This is a genomic window from Mediterraneibacter sp. ICN-202921, from assembly GCF_037890075.1.
GTDB classification, from domain to species: Bacteria; Bacillota; Clostridia; order Lachnospirales; family Lachnospiraceae; genus Mediterraneibacter; species Mediterraneibacter massiliensis.
The window spans coordinates 169,522-189,883 of sequence record NZ_JBBKBE010000004.1; the positions used below are offsets into that span (position 1 = coordinate 169,522).

The following is a 20,362-nucleotide window of genomic DNA, read 5'->3' on the forward strand; positions in this document are numbered from 1 at the left end:
AAAACTTCCCGGCGTATAATATACGTTGGGAAGTTTTATTCTGCTTAAGAAGTTTTTTGATCGTCTAAAGAAGGAAGGGTGGGAGGATATGGTAAAATATAAAATAGAGAAAGAGCGGCTTTTATTTGATAATAAAGCATTGGCGGCACTGATCATCCCATTGATCATAGAACAGCTTTTGGCTGTGTTTGTTGGGATGGCAGATTCGATCATGGTTGCCAGTGTAGGAGAGGCAGCTGTATCGGGAGTGTCGCTGGTGGATAATATTATGATATTATTCATCAATGCGTTTGCTGCTCTTGCTACAGGTGGAGCGGTTATTGCGGGTCAGTACTTGGGACAGAAAAATGAAAAGGAATCTTGTAAAGCTGCGACGCAGATGATATGGTTTATCACAATATTGTCGCTTATTATCATGGGATGCCTCTATTTGGCAAAGTGGTTTATCCTGCATGTAGTGTTTGGACAGATCGATGCAGATGTAATGGCCCATGCAAATACATATCTATTGATCGTGACGGCATCGATCCCGTTTATTGCGCTGTATAATGGCGGCGCAGCTATTTTCAGAGTAATGGGGAATTCTAAAGTTTCTATGCAAGTATCTATTATTATGAATGTGATCAATGTGACGGGAAATGCAGTTTTGATCTTTGGTTTTCACAGGGGAACAGAAGGTGTCGCGATTCCTACATTAGTTTCACGAATTATTGCAGCAGTATTGATCATCGGTTTGTTGGCACAGGAGAAAAGAATCATTCATATAGAGAAATCTCTGCGGTACAGACCTGATTGGAGGATGATAAAAAGGGTTCTGGGAATTGGTATTCCAAACGGATTGGAAAACAGTATGTTCCAGCTGGGGAAAATTATTGTGTTGAGTCTGGTCTCTACTTTTGGCACATACGCAATCGCAGCTAATGCGGTGAGTAACGCAGTGGCAAATTTTCAGATCCTTCCCGGTATGGCAATTAATCTGGCTATTACAGCCGTAATTGCACGATGTGTCGGAGCGGGAGATTATGAACAGGTGCAATATTTTACAAAAAAATTGATAAAATTGGCGTATTTGTGTATGTGGGCGGTAAATATCCTGATTTTCTTTTTGCTTCCGCTGATCTTATGGGCATATAATCTGTCAGATATTACGGCAGAGATGACACGAAAGATTTTATATTTTCATAGTATAAGCTGTATGCTTATATGGCCAATATCATTCTCTTTGCCGTCAACACTGCGGGCTGCAGGGGATGCGGCGGTAACAATGGTGATTGCTTTGGTATCTATGTGGATCTTCAGAATCGTATTCAGCTATGTATTGGGAGGCTATCTGAAGATGGGGGTATTTGGTATCTGGGTTGCTATGGTAATTGACTGGTGCGTCCGTTCTATATGCATGAGTATTCGGTACAAGAGCGGTAAATGGAAATTGATCCGGAGTATTTGATGGTTGATGTGAAGTGTTTAATATAGGCAGGGGTTTGGGAAAATGCTTGTAAAAGCAGAAAGTCTCACTTATAATAAAGACGTATACCGTTGGCGGAAATAGGGAATATATGGATATAGACAGTAAGATGCCGACAGGGAACAAAAGAAAATAGTAGGATAACGGGAGGGAAACCGTGAAAAATGAATTAGTGATTGTTCTTGATTTTGGCGGACAGTATAATCAGCTGGTTGCAAGGCGTGTCAGGGAATGTAAGGTGTATTGTGAAATATATTCATACAAGACCGATATTCAGAAAATCAAAGAAATGAATCCGAAAGGAATTATCCTGACAGGAGGGCCAAATAGTTGTTATGAGGCAGATTCACCGACATACTCAGAAGAGTTATTTAAATTGGGTATACCGGTCCTGGGTCTGTGCTATGGCGCGCAGCTTATGACGCATGTACTGGGCGGTGAAGTGAAGAGGGCAGATGTACGCGAGTATGGAAAAACAGAAGTGCTTATTGACAAAAAGCAGTCTAAAGTGTTCGAGGATGTGGCCTCACAGACTGTTTGCTGGATGAGCCATTTTGACTATATCGCGCAGGTTGCCCCAGGCTTTGAGATTACGGCCCATACGGCGGATTGTCCAGTTGCGGCGGCAGAAAATGAGGCAGAAAAGTTATATGCGATTCAGTTCCATCCGGAAGTGCTGCATACGGCAGAAGGAACAAAGATGATCAATAATTTTGTGAAAAAAGTCTGTGCATGTTCCGGCGATTGGAAAATGGATGCCTTTGTTGAAAATTCTATCAAAGAGATCCGTGCCAAGGTGGGGGACGGAAAAGTCCTTTGTGCATTGTCAGGCGGTGTGGATTCTTCTGTGGCTGCCGTTATGTTGTCTAAGGCGATTGGAAATCAGTTGACATGTGTCTTTGTCGACCACGGTCTTTTGCGAAAAAATGAAGGTGATGAAGTAGAGGCTGTGTTCGGACCGGACGGACCGTATGATTTGAACTTTATCCGTGTGAATGCCCAGGAGCGTTTCTATGGAAAGCTAAAGGGTGTGGAAGAACCGGAGAAAAAGCGGAAGATCATAGGGGAAGAATTTATCCGTGTGTTTGAAGAAGAAGCAAAGAAAATCGGCGCAGTAGATTTCCTTGTACAGGGAACCATTTATCCAGATGTTGTAGAAAGTGGTCTGGGAGGAGAATCCGCTGTGATTAAATCTCACCACAATGTTGGGGGATTACCGGATTATGTGGATTTCAAAGAAATCATCGAGCCGTTGCGTGATTTGTTCAAAGATGAGGTTCGTAAAGCCGGACTGGAAATGGGAATTCCGGAACATCTTGTATTTCGTCAGCCGTTCCCAGGTCCCGGACTTGGTATCCGTATCATCGGAGAAGTGACGGCAGAGAAGGTGAAAATGGTACAGGATGCAGATGCTATCTATCGTGAGGAAATTGCAAATGCAGGGCTGGACAGAAGCGTCGGCCAGTATTTTGCGGGGCTTACAAATATGAGAAGTGTGGGCGTCATGGGGGACGAAAGGACCTATGACTACGCAGTGGCATTAAGAGCTGTAAATACAGTAGACTTTATGACGGCAGAAGCGGCGGAGATACCGTTTGAAGTGTTGAATAAAGTCATGAGCAGGATCATAAATGAAGTGCGTGGTGTGAATAGAGTTATGTATGACTTGACGAGTAAACCACCAGGAACGATAGAGTTCGAGTAAGTAAAAGAATTTGAGAACCCACATAAACAGGAAGTTTGAAGCCCATCAGGGTTCTATTTGATAACAAAATGATAACACTGGCTGAAAAGCATTTATTCATTTTTCGCCGGAGGTTATCGGATAGATTCAACTGAAACCAATAGAAAAGGTCTTACTGAATTGAGTGAAATTAATTTGGCAAGACCTTTTTTGCTGGCTTTTTTAATCTGTATTATTTTCAGCTTTTCGCTTTTCACGCAGAGCGTCCAGCTCCCGGCGGGTCTGTTCAGCCTCCATTTTAGGATAGGTATAACGCCACTGATCATATTGCTCTTTAGTGATTTCACCGTTTTCCAGCTTTTTTTCTTGCTGGTACCATTGCTGGAATCTGTCGTACATATTGACGTAGTTCATCCCAGTGTTTTTATCCAGACGCAGGCAGAGTTCCCCCTCAATCTCTCCAATCTTCAGACCACGGGTATCTTCCAATGTAAAGAGCGTGTGCATAAGACCGATATCCGTATCTATATCAGGAACATCCAATGCGTGAGGCGACACCTCAAAGATCTGTGCCAGTGCGTTTAAATACTTCTCTTTTGGGCTGCGTGCGCCTTTTTCATACTGGGCGATACGGACGTCTGCCTGAGAGTCGCTAAAGCCCAGTAGTTTACCCAGATATTTCTGAGTAAAGCCACGGAGCAGCCGGAAATAATGGATTCTTTCGCCAATAGCCATAATCATTCTCCTATCTGAGGTCTTTTGATAAGATGAGTATAACATAAAAGTATAGGAACAATCAAGAAAACCAATACAAAAAAGTATAGAAATTTCTTTAAAACCACTTGACCAATACAAAATAGTATAGCAATATATGACTATACAAAAATGTATAGAACAAATAAGGAAGAGAGGTAGACTATGGAGAAAATGTTTATGCGAGTAAGCGATGTCATGGAGACGCTGGATGTTTTCGAGTCTTATGCTTACAAATTAATCCGAAAACTCAACAAAGAACTGGAAAAGACGGGGTGTGTCACGATCCCCGGCAGGATTGACCGCAAGTTCTTTTACGAACAGTTTTACGGTACACAGTCGTACGAAGGGAGGGATTAGAAGTGCCGGTATACAAGACGGAGAAAAATGGAACTTGGTATGCAATGGTGCGCTATAAAGACTGGAAAGGGGAACGTAAGCAGAAATCCAGCGTGGTTTTGCTACTAAGCGAGAGGCGCAGGAGTGGGAACGGCAGTTCCAGTTACAGAAACAGGCAAACATGGATATGACGTTAGAAAGTTTCTGCAAGTTGTATGAGGCAGATGTGCACCCGAGATTAAAAGAGAACACATGGCTTACGAAGGAAAGTATTATTCAAAGCAAAATCCTTCCTTATCTGGGGCAGAGAAAGATGTCTGAGATTACGGCAAAAGATGTGATTGATTGGCAGAATGAAATGCGGAGCCAGAAAGGAAAAACAGGGAAACCGGTATCGCCCACTTATCTGAAAACAATTCATGGACAGTTGAGTTCCATTTTCAACCATGCGATCCGCTACTATGATCTGAATATCAATCCGGCGAGAAAGGCAGGAACAATGGGAGCAGAGGAAAGCAAAGAAATGTTGTTCTGGACGAAAGAAGAATATCTGAAATTTGCGGAGGCAATGATGGACAAGCCGCTTTCCTACTACGCTTTTGAAATGCTCTACTGGTGCGGTATCAGGGAGGGCGAACTGCTAGCGCTAACGCCAGTGGACTTTGATTTTCATAACCAGACGGTAACAATCAATAAATCCTATCAGCGGTTAAAGGGCAGGGATGTGATTACCAGCCCGAAGACGAAGAAAAGTAACCGGGTGGTTAAAATGCCTCAATTTCTTTCTGAGGAAATGGAAGACTGTATGAAACTGTATTACAGCCTGAAACCAACTGACCGCCTGTTTCCGGTAACGAAACATTATTTATCACATGAAATGGACAGGGGATGTAAGGCCGCCGGGGTAAAACAGATCAGAATCCATGACCTCCGTCACAGCCATGTTTCCCTGTTAATAGATATGGGATTTACCGCACTGGCGATTGGAGACCGGGTAGGGCACGAAAGTGAAAAAATTACTTACCGATATGCGCACCTGTTCCCCTCAAAGCAGACAGAAATGGCAGACAGGCTCAATGTTGAGAGAACAGGAAACGGAACAGAGAAAGGAGAAAACAAAGAATGTCAGTAAAAGTTTTGGATCGGCAGGGGCGTTGGAGAAATAAGATTGTAGCGTTCCGGGTATCGCCGGAAGAAGATGAACAGCTTGAGGCGGCTGTGCGGCTGTCAGGATTGACAAAGCAGGATTATATTATCCGCCGCCTGCAGGAAAAAGAAATTGTAGTGGTGGGAAATCCGAAAGTGTACAAGGCTCTGAAAAACGAACTGGCGAAAGTTCTGGAACAGTTGGAACGTATAGAGGCAGGAGCCGATGTTTCCAGAGATTTATTAGATACGATTGAACTGATTACGAATACAATGCAGGGTATGAAAGATGAAAAAAGCCTTTAAGTGTCGGCAAACACCTAAAGGCAGGGACTTGGTAAAATACCAAAATCAATCTATCTGTATTCTACCAGAGTCCCACAATGCTTTCAACCGGAAATGGAGGTAAATTTGAAAAACAGAAAAGCAGAACCGGGACTCCGACTGATCAATATGGAGGATGTTGCGGTGGAGCAGGTGGAATGGCTGATCTATCCATTCATTCCCTATGGGAAAGTGACGATTATACAGGGCGATCCCGGTGAGGGGAAAACAACAATGGTATTGCAGATCATAGCAAAGCTGACAAAAGGCGAGCCTGTGTTACCGGAAAAAGACGGCGAGGAAGAACCAACAAAACAGACAGGCGAGCCGGTAAATGTGATCTACCAGACCGCAGAAGACGGACTGGGGGATACCATAAAGCCCCGTCTTCTGGCGGCAGGTGCGGACTGTTCTAAAGTGCTTGTTATCGATGACAGTGAACAGCCGTTGACAATGTTGGATGAACGTCTGGAACAGGCAATCCGGCAGACAAACGCTCGTCTTGTAGTCTTAGATCCGATCCAGAGTCTTCTTGGAGCGGAAGTAGATATGCACCGGGCAAATGAAATCCGTCCGTTGATGAAACGGGTGTCTGTGCTGGCGGAAAAATATCACTGTGCGATTGTTCTGATCGGTCATATGAATAAAAACAGCGCCGGAAAATCTTCATACCGAGGACTTGGCTCCATTGACTTTCAGGCGGCGGCAAGGAGCGTTCTGATTGTAGGGCGTGTGAAGAACGAGCCGGAGACCAGAGTGGTGTGCCATGTAAAAAGCTCACTTGCGCCAGAGGGAAAGGCAATCGCTTTCCGTTTGGATAAAGAAAATGGCTTTGGGTGGATCGGGGAATATGATATCAGCGCTGACGATCTGTTGAGCGGCAATAACCGTGGACAGAAAACAAAAGAGGCGAAAGAGTTCGTGCTTGAGATATTGGCAAATGGGGCGGTTGAACAGAATGTGATTCTCAAAGAGGCGGAAAGTCGTGGAATTAAAGGAAAAACACTTTGGAATGCGAAGAAGTCTCTTAGCGTTCAGTCTAAAAAGACGAGGGATCACTGGTCGTGGATATTGCCGGAACAATAAATCAACATGGCAAGATTACCATTTCTTTAAGAATAGGTAATGTTGCCACCTTGAAAGGAGAGTTGGATGAAACAGGTACAGATACCGCAGGAATTGTTTGTACAACTGATCCACTATCATCTGATGGAGGACGACAGCAATGTGGAAGAGATAAGGGTAAGCTTGGAGAAGAAATTAGATGCAATGGTGCTGCGTGAGTTATATGGGAAGTCTAAGACTGCGCCGACAGAGGGAGAGCGGGAGAAAGCCCGGCAGGAATATCTGGATAGGCGGGGGATACCGGACAGCTTTCGTTGGTAAAGATTTCTTTGGGGATATAGGACAGGAGCGTGGCACGCTCCTGTGATAGCAGACAAGGTGGAAGGAGGGATTCTATGATTATCCAGCCGGAACGAGGAACATGGAACATCAACGAAAAATTTTATGAGATGGAGACGAGACAGATCGCTATACTTAATGAAATTTTTGGAGAGGTAGAACTGACAAAAGGAGAAATGCGGACGTTGGTATGGCTTGCAGGATGGGAGGAAAGCACCGTGGCAAATGTGGTATCCGCAATACGGAAAGCGATAGCAACAGAAGCAAGGCGGCTGGGGTAGCCACTCCGTCCGTAGGATTGATAAAAGTCCCCGGCAGGGCGCAAAGGCAACTTTTGATGGACGGAACGGCTGTCGAAAGTGCTTTTGCGTTACTTTCGGCGAAAGTAACAAAGCCTATGCGCCGTATCCGGCGCTGAATACTACCCAACGAGGGAGAAAGGAGAGTTATTGAAGAGAACAATTAGCTTTATGACAGGGAAAGGCTCTGTCAATCATAACAGCAGGAAATTCCATGCGAAGAATACAGATCCAAAACGGAGTCACTGGAATGCGGAATACTGTAATAGGGATATCCGAGAAGTATACCATGAATTATTTGATGAAGTTCTGGAACGGTATAATGCAAAGCAGACCAGAAAAGACAGGAAGATTGAAGATTATTATGAAAAGATCCGATCTGGAAAACAGGAAAAACCTTTCCATGAGATTATCATTCAGATTGGGAATAAAGATGACATGGGAGCGGAAACGGCGGCTGGGCGGCTGGCGGCAGAGATACTGGATGAATATATGAAAGGTTTTCAGGAACGTAATCCTACCTTGTGTGTATTTTCTGCTCATCTCCATATGGATGAGGCAACACCGCACCTGCATATAGATTTTGTGCCATATACAACAGGAAGTAAGCGTGGACTGGATACGAGAGTATCTTTAAAACAGGCATTGTCAGTGCTTGGCCTCAAAGGTGGTACGAGAATGGAAACGGAACTAAATCAGTGGGTGGCGTCTGAAAAGAGGCAGCTTGCGGCAATCATGCTGGAGCATGGGATTGAGTGGGAGCAGAAAGGCACGCATGAAAAGCACCTGTCTTTATTGGATTTTGAAAAGCAGGAGCGGGCAAAGGAAGTGGCTGCACTCGAAGCGCAGAAAGCAGAACTGGAAGAGCATAATGTCACTATGCAGGAAGTTAATGAAAAATGGCTTGATCAGTTGGAAAGTATTGACCGGGAAATTTCTTTAGCGCATGAAAGCCGAGAAAAAGCAGATAAGCAGGCAGAGCAGGCAAAGAAAAAGGCGGCGCAATATGAGAAAAAGCTGACAAAGATTGCCCCTATGGTAAAAGAGATGGAGCGGTTTGCGGAGAAATATTCTGCTGATCCAGAAGAGGTGCTGCCGGAGGTGGGAACGTTGGAAACGGGGGAGATCTTACCGGGAGAAAAAAGCGAAACCGCTGATTAAGAATATTGTAACAGTGTTGAAGTCCGTCTATCGGGCTTATCTTGATCTTTCCAGAAGATTCAGCGATATGCAGAAATCCTATGAGAAGGCATGGAGTAAGGTTAATTCTCTTACGGAGCGTGTAGAGACACTCTGGAATGAGAATAGAGCACTGAATGAAAGGCTGGGAGATTTTAACCGGGTGGAACGGGCGTTAGGAAAGAATATGATTGAGAATATTGTTCAGAAGGAAAAAATGATAGAGCAGGTGGAGAAAGAGCAGAAACGGGCGAAAAGACGAAAAATGGACAGAGGGGCAAGGTAAACAACAGGGGGCAAGCAGCTCCCTGTTTGCTATATAAATCTTTATGGAAGGTCATATGTATCATCGTGGAAGGATGTCATTTTACTGTCCCAGACAGCTTCTTCTATAACTTGGAGACATTCGTCAGTATGTTTTTTGATATCCTGTCCCCAGAAATGAATGACAGTATATCCAAGGAAAAGCAATTTCTTGTCGTTCTCCCAGTCACGGGTACGGTTACGCTCGATTTTTTTGATCCAATAATCTGGATTATGCCCTTTTTCCAGCCTTAGTTTCAAATATTCCCAGTCCTTGCCATGAAAAAATTCACTGTCACAAAAAATAGCAATTTTATATTTGGTAAGTACAATATCGGGAGATCCGGGAAGTGCTTTGTAATTCTTACGATACCGATATCCCTTGTGCCATAGAGCCTTGCGGAGCTGCAGTTCAATAGACGTATCTTTGCTGTGGATTTTACTCATGTTTTTGGATACAGTAGCGGCGTCTCGTGGCATATGGATATCCCCTTTCTCCTGATGAAAATTGTACTGATTCTATTTTAACAGTCTTGAAAATTATCGACAAGTACCATGTGGCGGAGATGGTGAATTATTTCGTTGACGGTATAAACGGGATGATTTATACTGGTAAGGTAAGAGTTGATGTGTAAAAGAGGGACCCGAAATGACGATTTCCGAACAAATTAAGGTGTTATGTGTACGGTCAGATATCAGCGTAGCAGAACTGGCACGCCGAATAGGTACATCACCGCAAAATTTAAGTGGGAAAATGAAAAGAGAAAGTTTTACGATAGCAGAACTGGAAAATATTGCACAGGCTGTAAACAGCTCTTTTGAAAGGAATTTTATATTAGAAAACGGAGAGAAGATTTAATGGGAAATTTAATAGAATATGGTGCTAAAAATGAATATGTCGATAATCGGGATGTTATTTCTTTGTTTTCTGGGGCAATGGGACTAGATATAGGTCTGGAAAAGGCAGGGCTTAACGTTGTAATCGGACAGGATTTTGACGAATCATGTGTGAAGACAATGCAGGCTAATGGTCATAATGTATTAGGTGGAGATATCCGCCAAATAGATCCACGTAAACTTTTGGAACTGACCGAGCTTTCTGTCGGGGAGCCTTTTCTGATTTGTGGGGGACCGCCGTGCCAACCGTTTTCAACCGCAGGAAAGCGTTTAGGGATTAATGATCCCAGAGGCAGTTTGTTTATGGATTTTATTCGGATGATTGATTATATCCGTCCACGTTTTTTTGTCATGGAAAATGTAAAAGGTATTATGTCAGCTCCTTTGAAGCATGTTTCTTTAGCAGAAAGAGACGAGAACGATCCTGATCAGAGGTTAGGAACTGTTCTGGATGTTATTTTAGCTGAATTTGATAAATTAGGCTATAAAACTGTATATGGTGTTTTGGATGCGGTAAATTATGGCGTTCCTCAATTTCGTGAAAGATTTGTCTTGATCGGGAGCAGAGATAATGAAGATATTTTTCTTCCGCTTCCGACACATTTCCAAATGCATCAGGATAAAGCCTATCAGTGGAAAACAGTAAGGGATGTGATTGCAGATTTGGAATTTGACAAAGGCGAGTGCGCTACGTTAAGTGAAGAACGCCTAAAATTTCTTAAAATGATTCCCGAGGGTGGAAACTGGCGTGACTTGCCGGAAAATATTATACCGATAGCTATGGGCGGTGCATATAAATCCGGCGGAGGAAAGGTTGGGTTTTACAGAAGGCTTTCTTATGACCAGCCATCCCCGACAGTGGTTACATCCCCGGTTCAGAAAGCAACAATGATGTGCCATCCTACTCAGGATCGTCCACTCAGTATAAAGGAATATGCCCGGATTCAGCAGTTCCCGGACGATTGGATTTTTACCGGAACAACGGCCGCAAAATATCGTCAGATTGGAAATGCAGTGCCTGTCGGGCTTGCAGAAGCAATCGGAAAGGCGGTTTGTGCAGTTGCAGACGGGAACGCAGTTGTAGAGACGAAACGTTTTAGGGGGACAAACGTACATAATAAGATAAGAAACGCAATAGAATTGGGAGGAAATCTGTATGCCGTTAAATAATTCATATGATGAACAGGAAGTTATAAAGGCGATAGCGACAGCACTTGAGACATTTTACGCTAATTTGATTGAAAAAATTGACGGATTGAATATCAAAAAAGTAATGAAGCGTAAAAATCCGTACCTGTACCGAGCCAAGGCTATGCAGAGCGCTTCGGAAATTGTGGAGTCTGTGCTGACCGCATTTGTAAGTTCAAGTGAAGAAACGATTTTCGGGAATTGCTTTTTTGAACCGATAGCCATAGCTGCCAGCGGTGGAAATAAAGCACTGGCAGAGGGAATTGATATTATGATTCAGGATAATGCGACAAATACAATTTCTGCTATTGCAGTGAAGAGCGGACCATCAGTGTTTAATGCTGACAGTAAGAAGCGGCAGGAACAGAACTTTATGGCAGCGTCAAAACTGGCACAACAGGCAAAAGCCCGTTATGAAGCGTATATAGGATATTGCTATGGGAAAAAGAAAGATTCCGGCAGAGGAAAGCCGAAAATGTATCAGGAATTGGCAGGGAAACGGTTTTGGGCGGAACTGACCGGCGATGAAGACTTCTATATTAAGATTATCGGATATATGGGGACTATGCCGGAAAAATATGTGGCCGACTATAAGGAAAGCTATAATAAGGCGGCAAATAGACTTGTGAGAGAATTTTCTAACAGTTTTTGTAAGGAAGATGGAAGTATTGATTGGGAAAAACTGGTAGAATTTAATTCGGGGGACTGAGTTTAGGGGGGTGAAATTAATGCCATGTGTGGCAATAGATTTATTTTGTGGCATCGGTGGATTGACGAAGGGATTGTCATTAGCAGGCATTGATGTTGTTGCTGGTTTTGATAATGATGAAAGTTGCCGATTTGCTTACGAAGAAAATAATAATGCGGAATTCTTTTGTGAGGATGTAACCAATATTAGCGGTCAAGATATAGAAAATCTTTATCCGGAAAATTGTATTAAAGCTTTAGTGGGATGCGCTCCTTGTCAACCATTTTCAAGATATTCAAGTCGATATAGGAAAAAAGGGCATACAGATAATAAATGGAAACTATTATATTCATTTGAACGGTTGATGCAGGAAATATTGCCGGAAATTGTTTCTATGGAAAATGTCCCTAATTTAATCCATGAGAAAGTTTTTGAAGATTTTGTGAGAACTTTGAGAATGAACAATTATTATGTTGATTATCAGATTGTGTATTGTCCAGACTACGGGGTTCCACAGCATAGAAAGCGCTTAGTGTTATTAGCTTCCAGGATGGGAGAAATTCGCTTGATTCCTCCTATTTATGACGAAGCGCATTATCTGACGGTCAGAAATGCTATAGGAGATTTACAACCAATAGAGGCGGGCGAAATATGCGAAAATGATCAGTTGCATCGTTCAAGTTCATTGTCAGAAATTAATTTAAGAAGAATACAGCAGTCGGTTCCGGGAGGTACATGGAGAGATTGGGATGATGATTTGAAGTTGAAATGCCACAAAAAAGATTCAGGAACAACATTTCCATCAGTTTATGGAAGAATGGAGTGGGATAAACCATCTCCTACTATTACTACACAGTTTTATGGATACGGTAATGGAAGATTTGGACATCCAGAACAGAATCGAGCAATATCTCTTAGAGAAGGAGCAATTTTGCAATCATTCCCAGATGATTATATTTTTGTTGATGAGAAACATCCAGCAAAAAAGAGGGAATTAGGAACACATATAGGTAATGCTGTTCCGGTTGAATTGGGAAGAGCGATTGGAGTAAGTATACAACGCCATTTGGAAAGAATGGGGGATTAATGATGGGAAAAAAAGTTAAAAAGGAAAGAAATCCAAAACAAGAGCAGGAAATAATGAAATCTGCAAAGCAGATTAGCGAAAAAAAACAAGATATCAAATTCGACACCCGAGATTATCCTATTAATTATTTGGTGAGTCAATACGAAAAACAAGAATTTTATATACCCTTGGAGTATCAGCGCAATTTTGTATGGAACGATAAAGATAGGTGTTTTTTTATTGAATCAATTTTAATGGGACTACCGATTCCGTTTATGTTTTTCGCAGATACAGATGATGGAAGAATAGAGATTGTGGATGGCGCCCAAAGGACACTAACGCTAGTTCAGTTTTGTCAAAATGATTTAGAGTTACAAGGGCTGGACATTCTTACCGACTCTAATGGATTTGTTTTCGATGAGTTAGACCCTGCAATACAGAGGAAGTTTTTAAATACGAATATTAGGGTTGTATTCTTGGAAGAAGGTACGACAGAGAACGTTCGACAGGAAATATTCAAACGTATTAATACAGGAGGACTAAAGGCGAAACCTGCAGAGGCAAGAAGGGGAGCATTTGAAGGAAAATTCAAAGATTTTTTGGAAGAATGTGTTAAAAGTGAGAAATTCAACAAATTAGCACCGAGGACAAAAAATACTGAGAATAGATATGAAGGTTTTGAATTAGTATCCAGATTCTTCGCATATTTTGATAATTATACGAATGATTTTGAAGGTTATACGGGAAATGTGGCAAAATATATTGATAATTATGTAGAAACACAAAACCAGCTTGTGGAGCAAAATAACGATATTATAGAGTCTTGTAGAATAAGATTCAATAATATGTTGGATTATGCTGAGAAGATTTTAGGCGAACGAGGCTTTAGAAAAACGTTAACTTCAAAATCTACACCTAGGGCAAGATTTGAAGCATTATCAATAGGTATTGCGTTGGCGTTGGAGGAAAATCCAGAGTTACCAGTAAGGGATATTTCTTCATGGATTGATGGAGAAGAATTCGCAATATGTACAAGGTCAGACGCTGCTAACAACAAAAATAAATTAGTAGGAAGAATTGATTTTGTGAAAAATAAATTGCTTTTAGGAGAATAGATGATTACGTTTAAAGATACATATGATAGTAGGAAAAGGGAAATAGAAGATTTCCTTGAATTGATGGAATTTTTAGAGTCTAAGGAGAATGATAGAGAGGACGGAATAAGCAAATTTTCCAAATTTTTTTATTCTCAAGAAGGCGGTATACATTTAACATATCAGGCACTAATTAATATTCTAAAATCAAATGTTTCCTTAATGATTTACAATATTATTGAATATGCGGTATCTAACTTAATAGACAGCATCTATGATGAAATACGGATGGCTCATTTATCATATGTGGACGTAAATGAGTCAATTAGAGCGTTATGGAGAAAAACAATTTTAAAATCGGTAAATGATCCAAATGCAAATTTTAGCACTTTTTTGAGAAAGAATGAAGAAATTATTGCATCTATCTTAAATCATAGCGCTTTGGATATGTATTCACGAAATACATTACCTGGAGGAAATTTAGATGGTGTTTCAATTAAAGAAACTTTTGAATTACACGGTATGCAGGTAAAAACTAGCAGTCAAAATTATAGGCCGGATATTCTTGAGGGAATTAAAGAAAACCGTAATAATTTAGCTCATGGTTCCGTGTCATTTGAGGAGGCTGTTAGAGAAGATAGTATATCTGATATTAAGCGAAATGAGACAATAGTTGTTGCTTTTTTGGATGAACTGATTGTAACAGTTTCAGCATATATAGAAGAGCAGAAATATAAGATATCATGATAAATGATAACAAGTTTATGATAACAAATTGATAACACTAGTAGAGACAGGCTATAGGAACATGACAGTTGGAAACAAATAAAATCAAACGGAACCAAATCCACTATACAAAATTGTATAAAACTAAATTTGATTTTGCGAGTTTGAATAATTTTGTGCAAACAGCATATAATTTTAATGGATAGTTCTATTGACTTTCCGCTTTGTACTTGTTAGTATATTAGTACAAAGAAAGTTTACCACTGACCGATATGTGGTATATAAATGGTCGGGTTGTAAGTTTACCGCTGACCGATATGCGGTATATAAATGGTTGGGTTGTAAGTATAGTCCTTCGCCGACAGGCGAGGGACTTTTTCCATATTTCCACAGAGAGGATGGAACGAATGAAGAAAACAGGGTTTTATATCATAAAGGACAGATTTTTTGAAGATATGCCGGATCCGTATCTCAAGGGGAATAAGGCAGGCAATAGACCACATTATTATTGTTTTGAGGATAATGTTACAGGAATTTATTGGATGATACCGCTTTCCAGCAGAATAGAGAAGTTTCGCAAAATAATAGAGAAAAAAGAACAATCGGGAAAAACATGCGATATTCTGCATATTGTGAAACTGGATGATAGTCGAGAGAGTGTATTTTTAATACAAGATATGTTTCCAATTACAGAGGAATACATAGAACGTGAATATACAGTTGCCGGAAATCATTTGATGCTGACCAGTGAACATACGGCAAAGGTAATTGAGAAGAAAGCAAGAAAAGTTTTGGGAATGTTAAAGCGTGGTGTGAAGTTCATGCCTACACAACCGGATGTGCTGTCAATATTAGAGAAATTAAAGCAGAAAAAATAGTTTTTATTGACTCTATTTTGGCTCTAATAATTTTGTACGAGAAAAATATCAGATAAAATCCAGAGAGCATGAACACGAAACGACACAAATGTGTACTGAAAAGTACCTAGATTATCCTATCCGCACCCGAGTTTGGATAGTTTTGTGCAAACAGCATATAATTTTAATGGATGGTTCTATTGACTTTCCATTTTGTGCTTGTTAGCATATTAGTACAAAGAAAGTTTACCACTGACCGATATGTGGTATATAAATGGTTGAGTTGTAAGTATAGTCCTTCGCCGACAGGCGAGGGACTTTTTTCACATTTCCGTAGAAAGGGTGGAATGAATGAAGAAAATAGGATTTTATATCCAAAAGAACAGATTTTTGAAGATATGCCGGATCCATACCTCGAGGGAATTAAGTAGACAATAGACAGCATTATTATTGTCTCGAGGATAAAAAGGATGTATGTAGAGGCCATATCGTCCAGGAGGAAACGTATCTTTACGGTGGAAGTGATGAACTGCATGAGGACATCATAATAAATATGGCTGTACATGAAAAGAGTTTAAGAATATGTTTTTAGGGTGGTAAATTAGAGCAGAATATGCTAGGCTATGAAAGGAAGAAAGATAAGATATGTTACAGGGCATATGCCAGTGTATTTATTTTTGCTGGGTGATAAATAAAAACATGAGATGTATTTAAATGTAGATATCGAAAGCAAAGGAAGATATTATAATAGGAATAGGAGCATTTGAACAAAAGAAAACGTATATAGAGGCAGTGTATGGATATAAGAGAAGTGAAAGGCAACAAAAAGCAGTACTGTAAATTGTTGCTGCTGGCGGATGAGCAGGAAGATATGTTAGATCTTTACCTTGGAAAGGGCATAATGTATGTTCTTCGGGATCCTGATGTAAGGGGAGAATGTGTGATAATTGAAGCGGAAAAAGGAATACTTGAAATTAAAAATATCGCAGTCGTACCGGAGTATCAAGGGAAAGGATATGGGAAAGCTTTGATAGAGTATGTCATTCAAAAATACAAAGGACAGTATTCTATCCTGCAAGTGGGAACAGGCGATAGCCCGTTGACGATTCCATTTTACGAAAAATGTGGTTTTGTCCGTTCACATCGCATAGAGAATTTCTTTATCGAGCATTATGACCATCCGATTTATGAGTGCGGTGTGCAGCTGGTGGATATGATTTATTTACAGAGAATTTTATAATTTGCGGTGAGAAGAAAGGAACTATTATGGCAGAGAGAAAAATATATGAACAGAGACCGGAAATCTGTATTTGGCAGCCAGAGTACAGGAAAGAGTATAGGATGAAAGGTGAAGTGATACAGGACAAGTTTATATTTAGAAACATCCGGCAGGAAGAGGCGGAGCAGGCGGCGAAAATAGAAGAAATCTGCTTTCCGCCAAATGAAGCGTGTACAGCGAGAGCTATGAAAGAACGGATCGAATGTGCAGCGGATCTGTTTTTAGTCGCAGTGGATAAGGAGACAGGAAAGATTGCCGGTTTTATCAACGGGCTGGCCACAGAGGAAGAGGTTTTTCGAGACGCGTTTTTTGAAAATGCCAGGCTGCATGATCCAAGCGGGGAAAATATCATGCTCCTTGGGGTAGATGTACTGCCTGCGTATCGAAGAAGAGGACTGGCCAAAGAAATGATGTTCCAGTATCTTTGGAAAGAACAACAAAGAGGCAGGCGAAAGGTGATACTAACATGTTTAGAGGAAAAGGTAGATATGTATAAAAAGATGGGATTTGGGAATCAGAAAATAGCAAATTCATCCTGGGGCGGAGAACAGTGGTACGAAATGAGCTGCGTACTAAAATAGGGTGGTGAGAAATGAAAGAAGGCATTGCTTGAGGAATCAGGCATATCATGGTAAACTATAAAAATAAAATGCAGTTGTATTGGGAAAGAATTCTCAATACGTTTGGGAAAGGATATACAAATGATAAAGGTGAAAGAATACAGTGGACATATCCGCAATTGGAAAGCTTTATGTGAAGAACTAAAAATTGCGCCGGATCTGTCCAGGGAAGTGCGTGAAGAAATGATCTTACTAAAGGGATATGAAACCTGGGGGTATGATATAGGCCATCACCTGTATGGTATGTTTGCGTTTGCGTTGTGGGATGAAGAAGAAAAGAAATTATTCTGTATGCGAGATCACTTTGGGACAAAACCGTTTTATTATTATGAAACAGCAGACGGAGAAATCTTGTGCAGCACCAGCATTAGAAGAATCATCGAACAGCCCGGTTTTGTAAAAGAACTGAACGAGGAAATGCTGCAGATTTATATGAGTCTTACCTATGTGGCGGGAGAAAATACGTTTTTCCGCGGGCTGAAGAAGTTGATGCCGGGAAGATATTTAATCTGGCAGGACAGAAAACTGCAGATTGAGCGTTACTGGACTCCGCAATTTTGTCCGGATGAGAGTAAGACTCTAGAAGACTGGGCAGATGAGATCCACAGTACAATACGGGAAATCATGCCGGAGGTAAAAGAAGAAAATGAGGAGGCAGAGTCCTTTCTTTCTGGCGGCGTAGATTCTTCTTATGTGTTGGCTATGTCAGATGTCACACGGACAGATTCCTGTGGATATGAAGAAGAACGTTTTGATGAATCAGGGTTGGCTAGACAGACGGCGGACGTGTTGGGAAGGGAAAATACAAAATGTCTGATCACACCAGAGGAGTATTTCGATATTGTACCTTATGTGATGTACAATATGGAACAGCCTTTGGGAGATGCGTCTGCTATTGCGTTTGCACTTGCCTGTCGGGCAACAGCGAAACATACAAAATTGTGTTATTCGGGAGAAGGTGCAGATGAGTTTTTCGGCGGATATAACATGTACCGGAATGCAGAGCGCTATGGAGAAAATCTAAAGACCTTTTATGTTGGCAATACAAATATTATGAAAGAGGATGAGAAGCGCAGGATTCTGAAAAAATATGATCCGGATGTCCTACCGATCGAATTGGTGCAGGGGATCTATGAGGAGACGGAAGGATTGGATCCCCTCTCGAAAATGTCAGATGTGGATATTCAGATCTGGCTGGAGGGAGATATTTATCTAAATGTAGATAAAATGAGTACGGCGGCAGGTTTAGAGATTCGTATGCCTCTTACGGACAGAAGGATTTTTGATATTGCTTCTCGCATGCCGTCACGATATAAGGTGGATAGTGAGCAGAATAAAGTGGCATTTCGTACTGCTGCGGCAAAGGTATTGCCAAAGGAGATTGCATTCCGCAAAAAACTTGGTTTTATTGTGCCTATACGAATTTGGATGGCTGATGAACGATATAATCAGGACGTACGTGAAAAATTTCACAGCGATATCGCGGAGAAATTCTTCCATGTAGAAGAGATCCAGGCGATTTTTGATGGTTATGTGGGCGGAAATTCCGATAATTGGAGAAAGGTGTGGACGATCTATACATTTTTGGTATGGTATGAGGAGTATTTTGTAAAAAGATAGTCGTGGTTCCACTCGTAGGTGTGTGTGAGTAGAAATTATTTCATCAATTGTTCTAAATAGAAGAAGGAATGCCGTAAAACAAGAGGATAATATCACTGTTTTACGACGTTCCTTTTCTATGCGGACGGATAATAGGAATTAGTATATCAGATTTTAAGTAATAACAATTCTTGTAAAATTTAAATACATATTAAATCGATTTCAATACAGTAAGAAGCCGTGTATTTGCTTCCGGATCCATAATGCAGAATCGTATATATTCACCCTCTAAACATTGAAAAGAAGAACAGTCACGTATCATCAATCCATTTTTGATACAGGTTTCAAAGACATCAAAGGAAGTCGTGTTTTCTTTTTGTATTTTTAAAAGCAGAAAATTAGCAAAAGGTCTGTATGTTTTAAAAGCGGAAAGTTTCTGGATTTCTTCGAAAATCCTATCCCTTTCGGATAGAATGAGTTTTCGGGTCTGAAGGATATACTCTTTATCCTGGAACATTTTTTCCCCGGCAAATGCGCCGATACTGTTTAAAGACCAGGGAATCTGTTTTTCTTTCATTTTTTTCAAGAAATCTTTATTGCTTGTGATGCCATAACCGAATCGAAGACCGGGAGCGGCGAAAAATTTTGAAACACCGCGAAGCACCATCAAATTTGAGAATTCTTCTGTCAGTGGAATGGCGGTTATAGAAGCAATGTCGGGGGCGAATTCAACATAGGTTTCATCGATCATGACAAAAATATTCCTGGCTGCACAAAAGACAAGGAGTTTTCTTAAATCTTTTTGTGAAATAGCGGAGGAAGTAGGATTGTTAGGATTGCAGAGAATCAAGAAATCATAACCGTTTGAAAGCGTATCACAAAGATCCTCTATATTCAGCTCGAAATCCTCATCCTCCCGCAGATGATAGTATTCCTGAGAACTGCCGGAAAAGGTGAGCTCGCGAGAATATTCAGAATAGGTAGGACCTAAAATTAAAGTTTTGGAAGGCTGCTTTTCTTCAATAAGCAGTGAAATTAATTCGCTGGAGCCATTTCCGGGCAAGATAAAATCAGCAGAGACAGCACAGTATTGTGAAATTGTCTGCTTAAGTGATGTGTAATCTCTGTCGGGATATGTGGAAAGAATATGCAGGTTATCTGCAATTTCTTTTCTGACATGTTCAGATAACCCGAGTGGATTAACATTTGCTCCAAAGTTGATAATATTTTTTTTGTCTAAACCATAATAGGAACATATTTTTTCTATATCACTTCCATGAAAAACCATTTTTGTATCCATTATTTTCAGTACCTCATTTTTATGAAAAATTTTCTTCTGCGGTCAATTATACCATAATTTTGAGAATATGGTAAATGTTTATAAGCATAGTGCGATTTGGGTGATTTTGGGGCGAGTATTTGAGATGTGAGGCGCGAATGGAATAAAGAAGG

The 20,362-nt window shown here is 40.9% G+C and carries 21 protein-coding genes and 2 pseudogenes; 20 read left to right on the forward strand and 3 right to left on the reverse strand.

The genetic code is table 11. The features are described from left to right. Positions 1-88 precede the first annotated feature (88 nt). Together WKT01_RS05370 and guaA are read left to right on the forward strand one after the other, a co-directional pair. Positions 89-1,447 (forward strand): MATE family efflux transporter, encoded by a 1,359-nt coding sequence (locus tag WKT01_RS05370; protein ID WP_117975129.1) that lies wholly within the window; start codon positions 89-91, stop codon positions 1,445-1,447. Between the two features lie 175 nt (positions 1,448-1,622). Next, positions 1,623-3,170: a glutamine-hydrolyzing GMP synthase gene (gene guaA / locus WKT01_RS05375; protein ID WP_059067414.1), complete on the forward strand. Its 1,548-nt coding sequence runs from the start codon at positions 1,623-1,625 to the stop codon at positions 3,168-3,170. 201 nt (positions 3,171-3,371) lie between these two features. Here the strand turns inward: guaA and WKT01_RS05380 are convergent, their stop codons facing one another. Then, positions 3,372-3,884 carry a helix-turn-helix domain-containing protein gene (locus WKT01_RS05380; RefSeq protein WP_117973567.1) on the reverse strand — a complete coding sequence of 171 codons (513 nt, stop codon included), beginning with the start codon at positions 3,882-3,884 and terminating at the stop codon, positions 3,372-3,374. A 183-nt stretch (positions 3,885-4,067) separates the two neighbouring features. Between WKT01_RS05380 and WKT01_RS05385 the strand changes: the two genes are divergently transcribed. From WKT01_RS05385 to WKT01_RS05420, 8 genes and pseudogenes are all read left to right on the forward strand, one after another. Then, positions 4,068-4,262, forward strand: coding sequence for a DNA-binding protein (locus tag WKT01_RS05385; RefSeq protein ID WP_117973569.1), 195 nt, complete (start codon positions 4,068-4,070; stop codon positions 4,260-4,262). A gap of 2 nt (positions 4,263-4,264) precedes the next feature. Next, positions 4,265-5,373, forward strand: a pseudogene (locus tag WKT01_RS05390) (site-specific integrase). After that, positions 5,364-5,693 (forward strand): plasmid mobilization protein, encoded by a 330-nt coding sequence (locus WKT01_RS05395; RefSeq protein ID WP_117973571.1) that lies wholly within the window; start codon positions 5,364-5,366, stop codon positions 5,691-5,693. Before WKT01_RS05390 ends, WKT01_RS05395 begins: the two are co-directional and overlap by 10 nt. A gap of 93 nt (positions 5,694-5,786) precedes the next feature. Beyond that, positions 5,787-6,797 carry an AAA family ATPase gene (locus WKT01_RS05400; RefSeq protein WP_117973574.1) on the forward strand — a complete coding sequence of 337 codons (1,011 nt, stop codon included), beginning with the start codon at positions 5,787-5,789 and terminating at the stop codon, positions 6,795-6,797. A 66-nt stretch (positions 6,798-6,863) separates the two neighbouring features. Further along, positions 6,864-7,097: a complexin-2 gene (locus WKT01_RS05405; protein WP_117973576.1), complete on the forward strand. Its 234-nt coding sequence runs from the start codon at positions 6,864-6,866 to the stop codon at positions 7,095-7,097. 74 nt (positions 7,098-7,171) lie between these two features. Further along, positions 7,172-7,396, forward strand: a complete 225-nt coding sequence (locus tag WKT01_RS05410) for a hypothetical protein (protein WP_117973578.1) — start codon at positions 7,172-7,174, stop codon at positions 7,394-7,396. A gap of 189 nt (positions 7,397-7,585) precedes the next feature. Then, positions 7,586-8,258 (forward strand): annotated as a pseudogene (locus tag WKT01_RS05415) (plasmid recombination protein); the annotation flags it as partial. A 384-nt stretch (positions 8,259-8,642) separates the two neighbouring features. Further along, the gene (locus WKT01_RS05420; RefSeq protein ID WP_340311600.1) at positions 8,643-8,879 is read left to right on the forward strand and encodes a hypothetical protein; all 237 of its coding nucleotides are present in this window, start codon (positions 8,643-8,645) and stop codon (positions 8,877-8,879) included. 41 nt (positions 8,880-8,920) lie between these two features. Here the strand turns inward: WKT01_RS05420 and WKT01_RS05425 are convergent, their stop codons facing one another. After that, positions 8,921-9,376: a very short patch repair endonuclease gene (locus tag WKT01_RS05425; RefSeq protein WP_117973580.1), complete on the reverse strand. Its 456-nt coding sequence runs from the start codon at positions 9,374-9,376 to the stop codon at positions 8,921-8,923. 169 nt (positions 9,377-9,545) lie between these two features. Here WKT01_RS05425 and WKT01_RS05430 point away from each other — a divergent pair, with 169 nt between their 5' ends. The 10 genes from WKT01_RS05430 (at position 9,546) to asnB (ending at position 18,931) form a co-directional block, all read left to right on the forward strand. Continuing rightward, complete coding sequence (locus WKT01_RS05430; protein WP_117973582.1) at positions 9,546-9,755, forward strand: helix-turn-helix domain-containing protein; 210 nt, start codon at positions 9,546-9,548, stop codon at positions 9,753-9,755. Further along, a complete protein-coding gene (locus tag WKT01_RS05435) occupies positions 9,755-10,963 on the forward strand; it encodes a DNA cytosine methyltransferase (protein ID WP_117973584.1) in 1,209 nt (402 codons plus the stop codon). The genes WKT01_RS05430 and WKT01_RS05435 overlap by 1 nt, the downstream gene beginning before the upstream one ends. Next, a complete protein-coding gene (locus WKT01_RS05440; RefSeq protein ID WP_117973586.1) occupies positions 10,950-11,690 on the forward strand; it encodes a PmeII family type II restriction endonuclease in 741 nt (246 codons plus the stop codon). The genes WKT01_RS05435 and WKT01_RS05440 overlap by 14 nt, the downstream gene beginning before the upstream one ends. A 19-nt stretch (positions 11,691-11,709) precedes the next feature. Continuing rightward, a complete protein-coding gene (locus WKT01_RS05445; RefSeq protein WP_117973588.1) occupies positions 11,710-12,756 on the forward strand; it encodes a DNA cytosine methyltransferase in 1,047 nt (348 codons plus the stop codon). A 2-nt stretch (positions 12,757-12,758) separates the two neighbouring features. After that, on the forward strand, positions 12,759-13,850 hold the full coding sequence (locus WKT01_RS05450) for a DUF262 domain-containing protein (RefSeq protein ID WP_340311578.1): 1,092 nt from the start codon (positions 12,759-12,761) through the stop codon (positions 13,848-13,850). Next, on the forward strand, positions 13,851-14,576 hold the full coding sequence (locus WKT01_RS05455; RefSeq protein ID WP_117973592.1) for an MAE_28990/MAE_18760 family HEPN-like nuclease: 726 nt from the start codon (positions 13,851-13,853) through the stop codon (positions 14,574-14,576). It abuts the gene before it with no gap. Between the two features lie 386 nt (positions 14,577-14,962). Beyond that, positions 14,963-15,433, forward strand: a complete 471-nt coding sequence (gene cptIN / locus WKT01_RS05460) for a type III toxin-antitoxin system CptIN family toxin (protein ID WP_117973594.1) — start codon at positions 14,963-14,965, stop codon at positions 15,431-15,433. 775 nt (positions 15,434-16,208) lie between these two features. After that, the gene (locus WKT01_RS05465) at positions 16,209-16,652 is read left to right on the forward strand and encodes a GNAT family N-acetyltransferase (RefSeq protein WP_340311579.1); all 444 of its coding nucleotides are present in this window, start codon (positions 16,209-16,211) and stop codon (positions 16,650-16,652) included. Positions 16,653-16,753: 101 nt separating this feature from the next. After that, complete coding sequence (locus WKT01_RS05470; protein ID WP_340311599.1) at positions 16,754-17,272, forward strand: GNAT family N-acetyltransferase; 519 nt, start codon at positions 16,754-16,756, stop codon at positions 17,270-17,272. 120 nt (positions 17,273-17,392) lie between these two features. Then, positions 17,393-18,931, forward strand: a complete 1,539-nt coding sequence (gene asnB / locus WKT01_RS05475) for an asparagine synthase (glutamine-hydrolyzing) (RefSeq protein ID WP_340311580.1) — start codon at positions 17,393-17,395, stop codon at positions 18,929-18,931. 190 nt (positions 18,932-19,121) lie between these two features. Here asnB and WKT01_RS05480 read toward each other — a convergent pair whose 3' ends face one another. Then, positions 19,122-20,210 (reverse strand): pyridoxal phosphate-dependent aminotransferase, encoded by a 1,089-nt coding sequence (locus tag WKT01_RS05480; RefSeq protein WP_340311581.1) that lies wholly within the window; start codon positions 20,208-20,210, stop codon positions 19,122-19,124. Between the last annotated feature and the right edge of the window lie 152 nt (positions 20,211-20,362).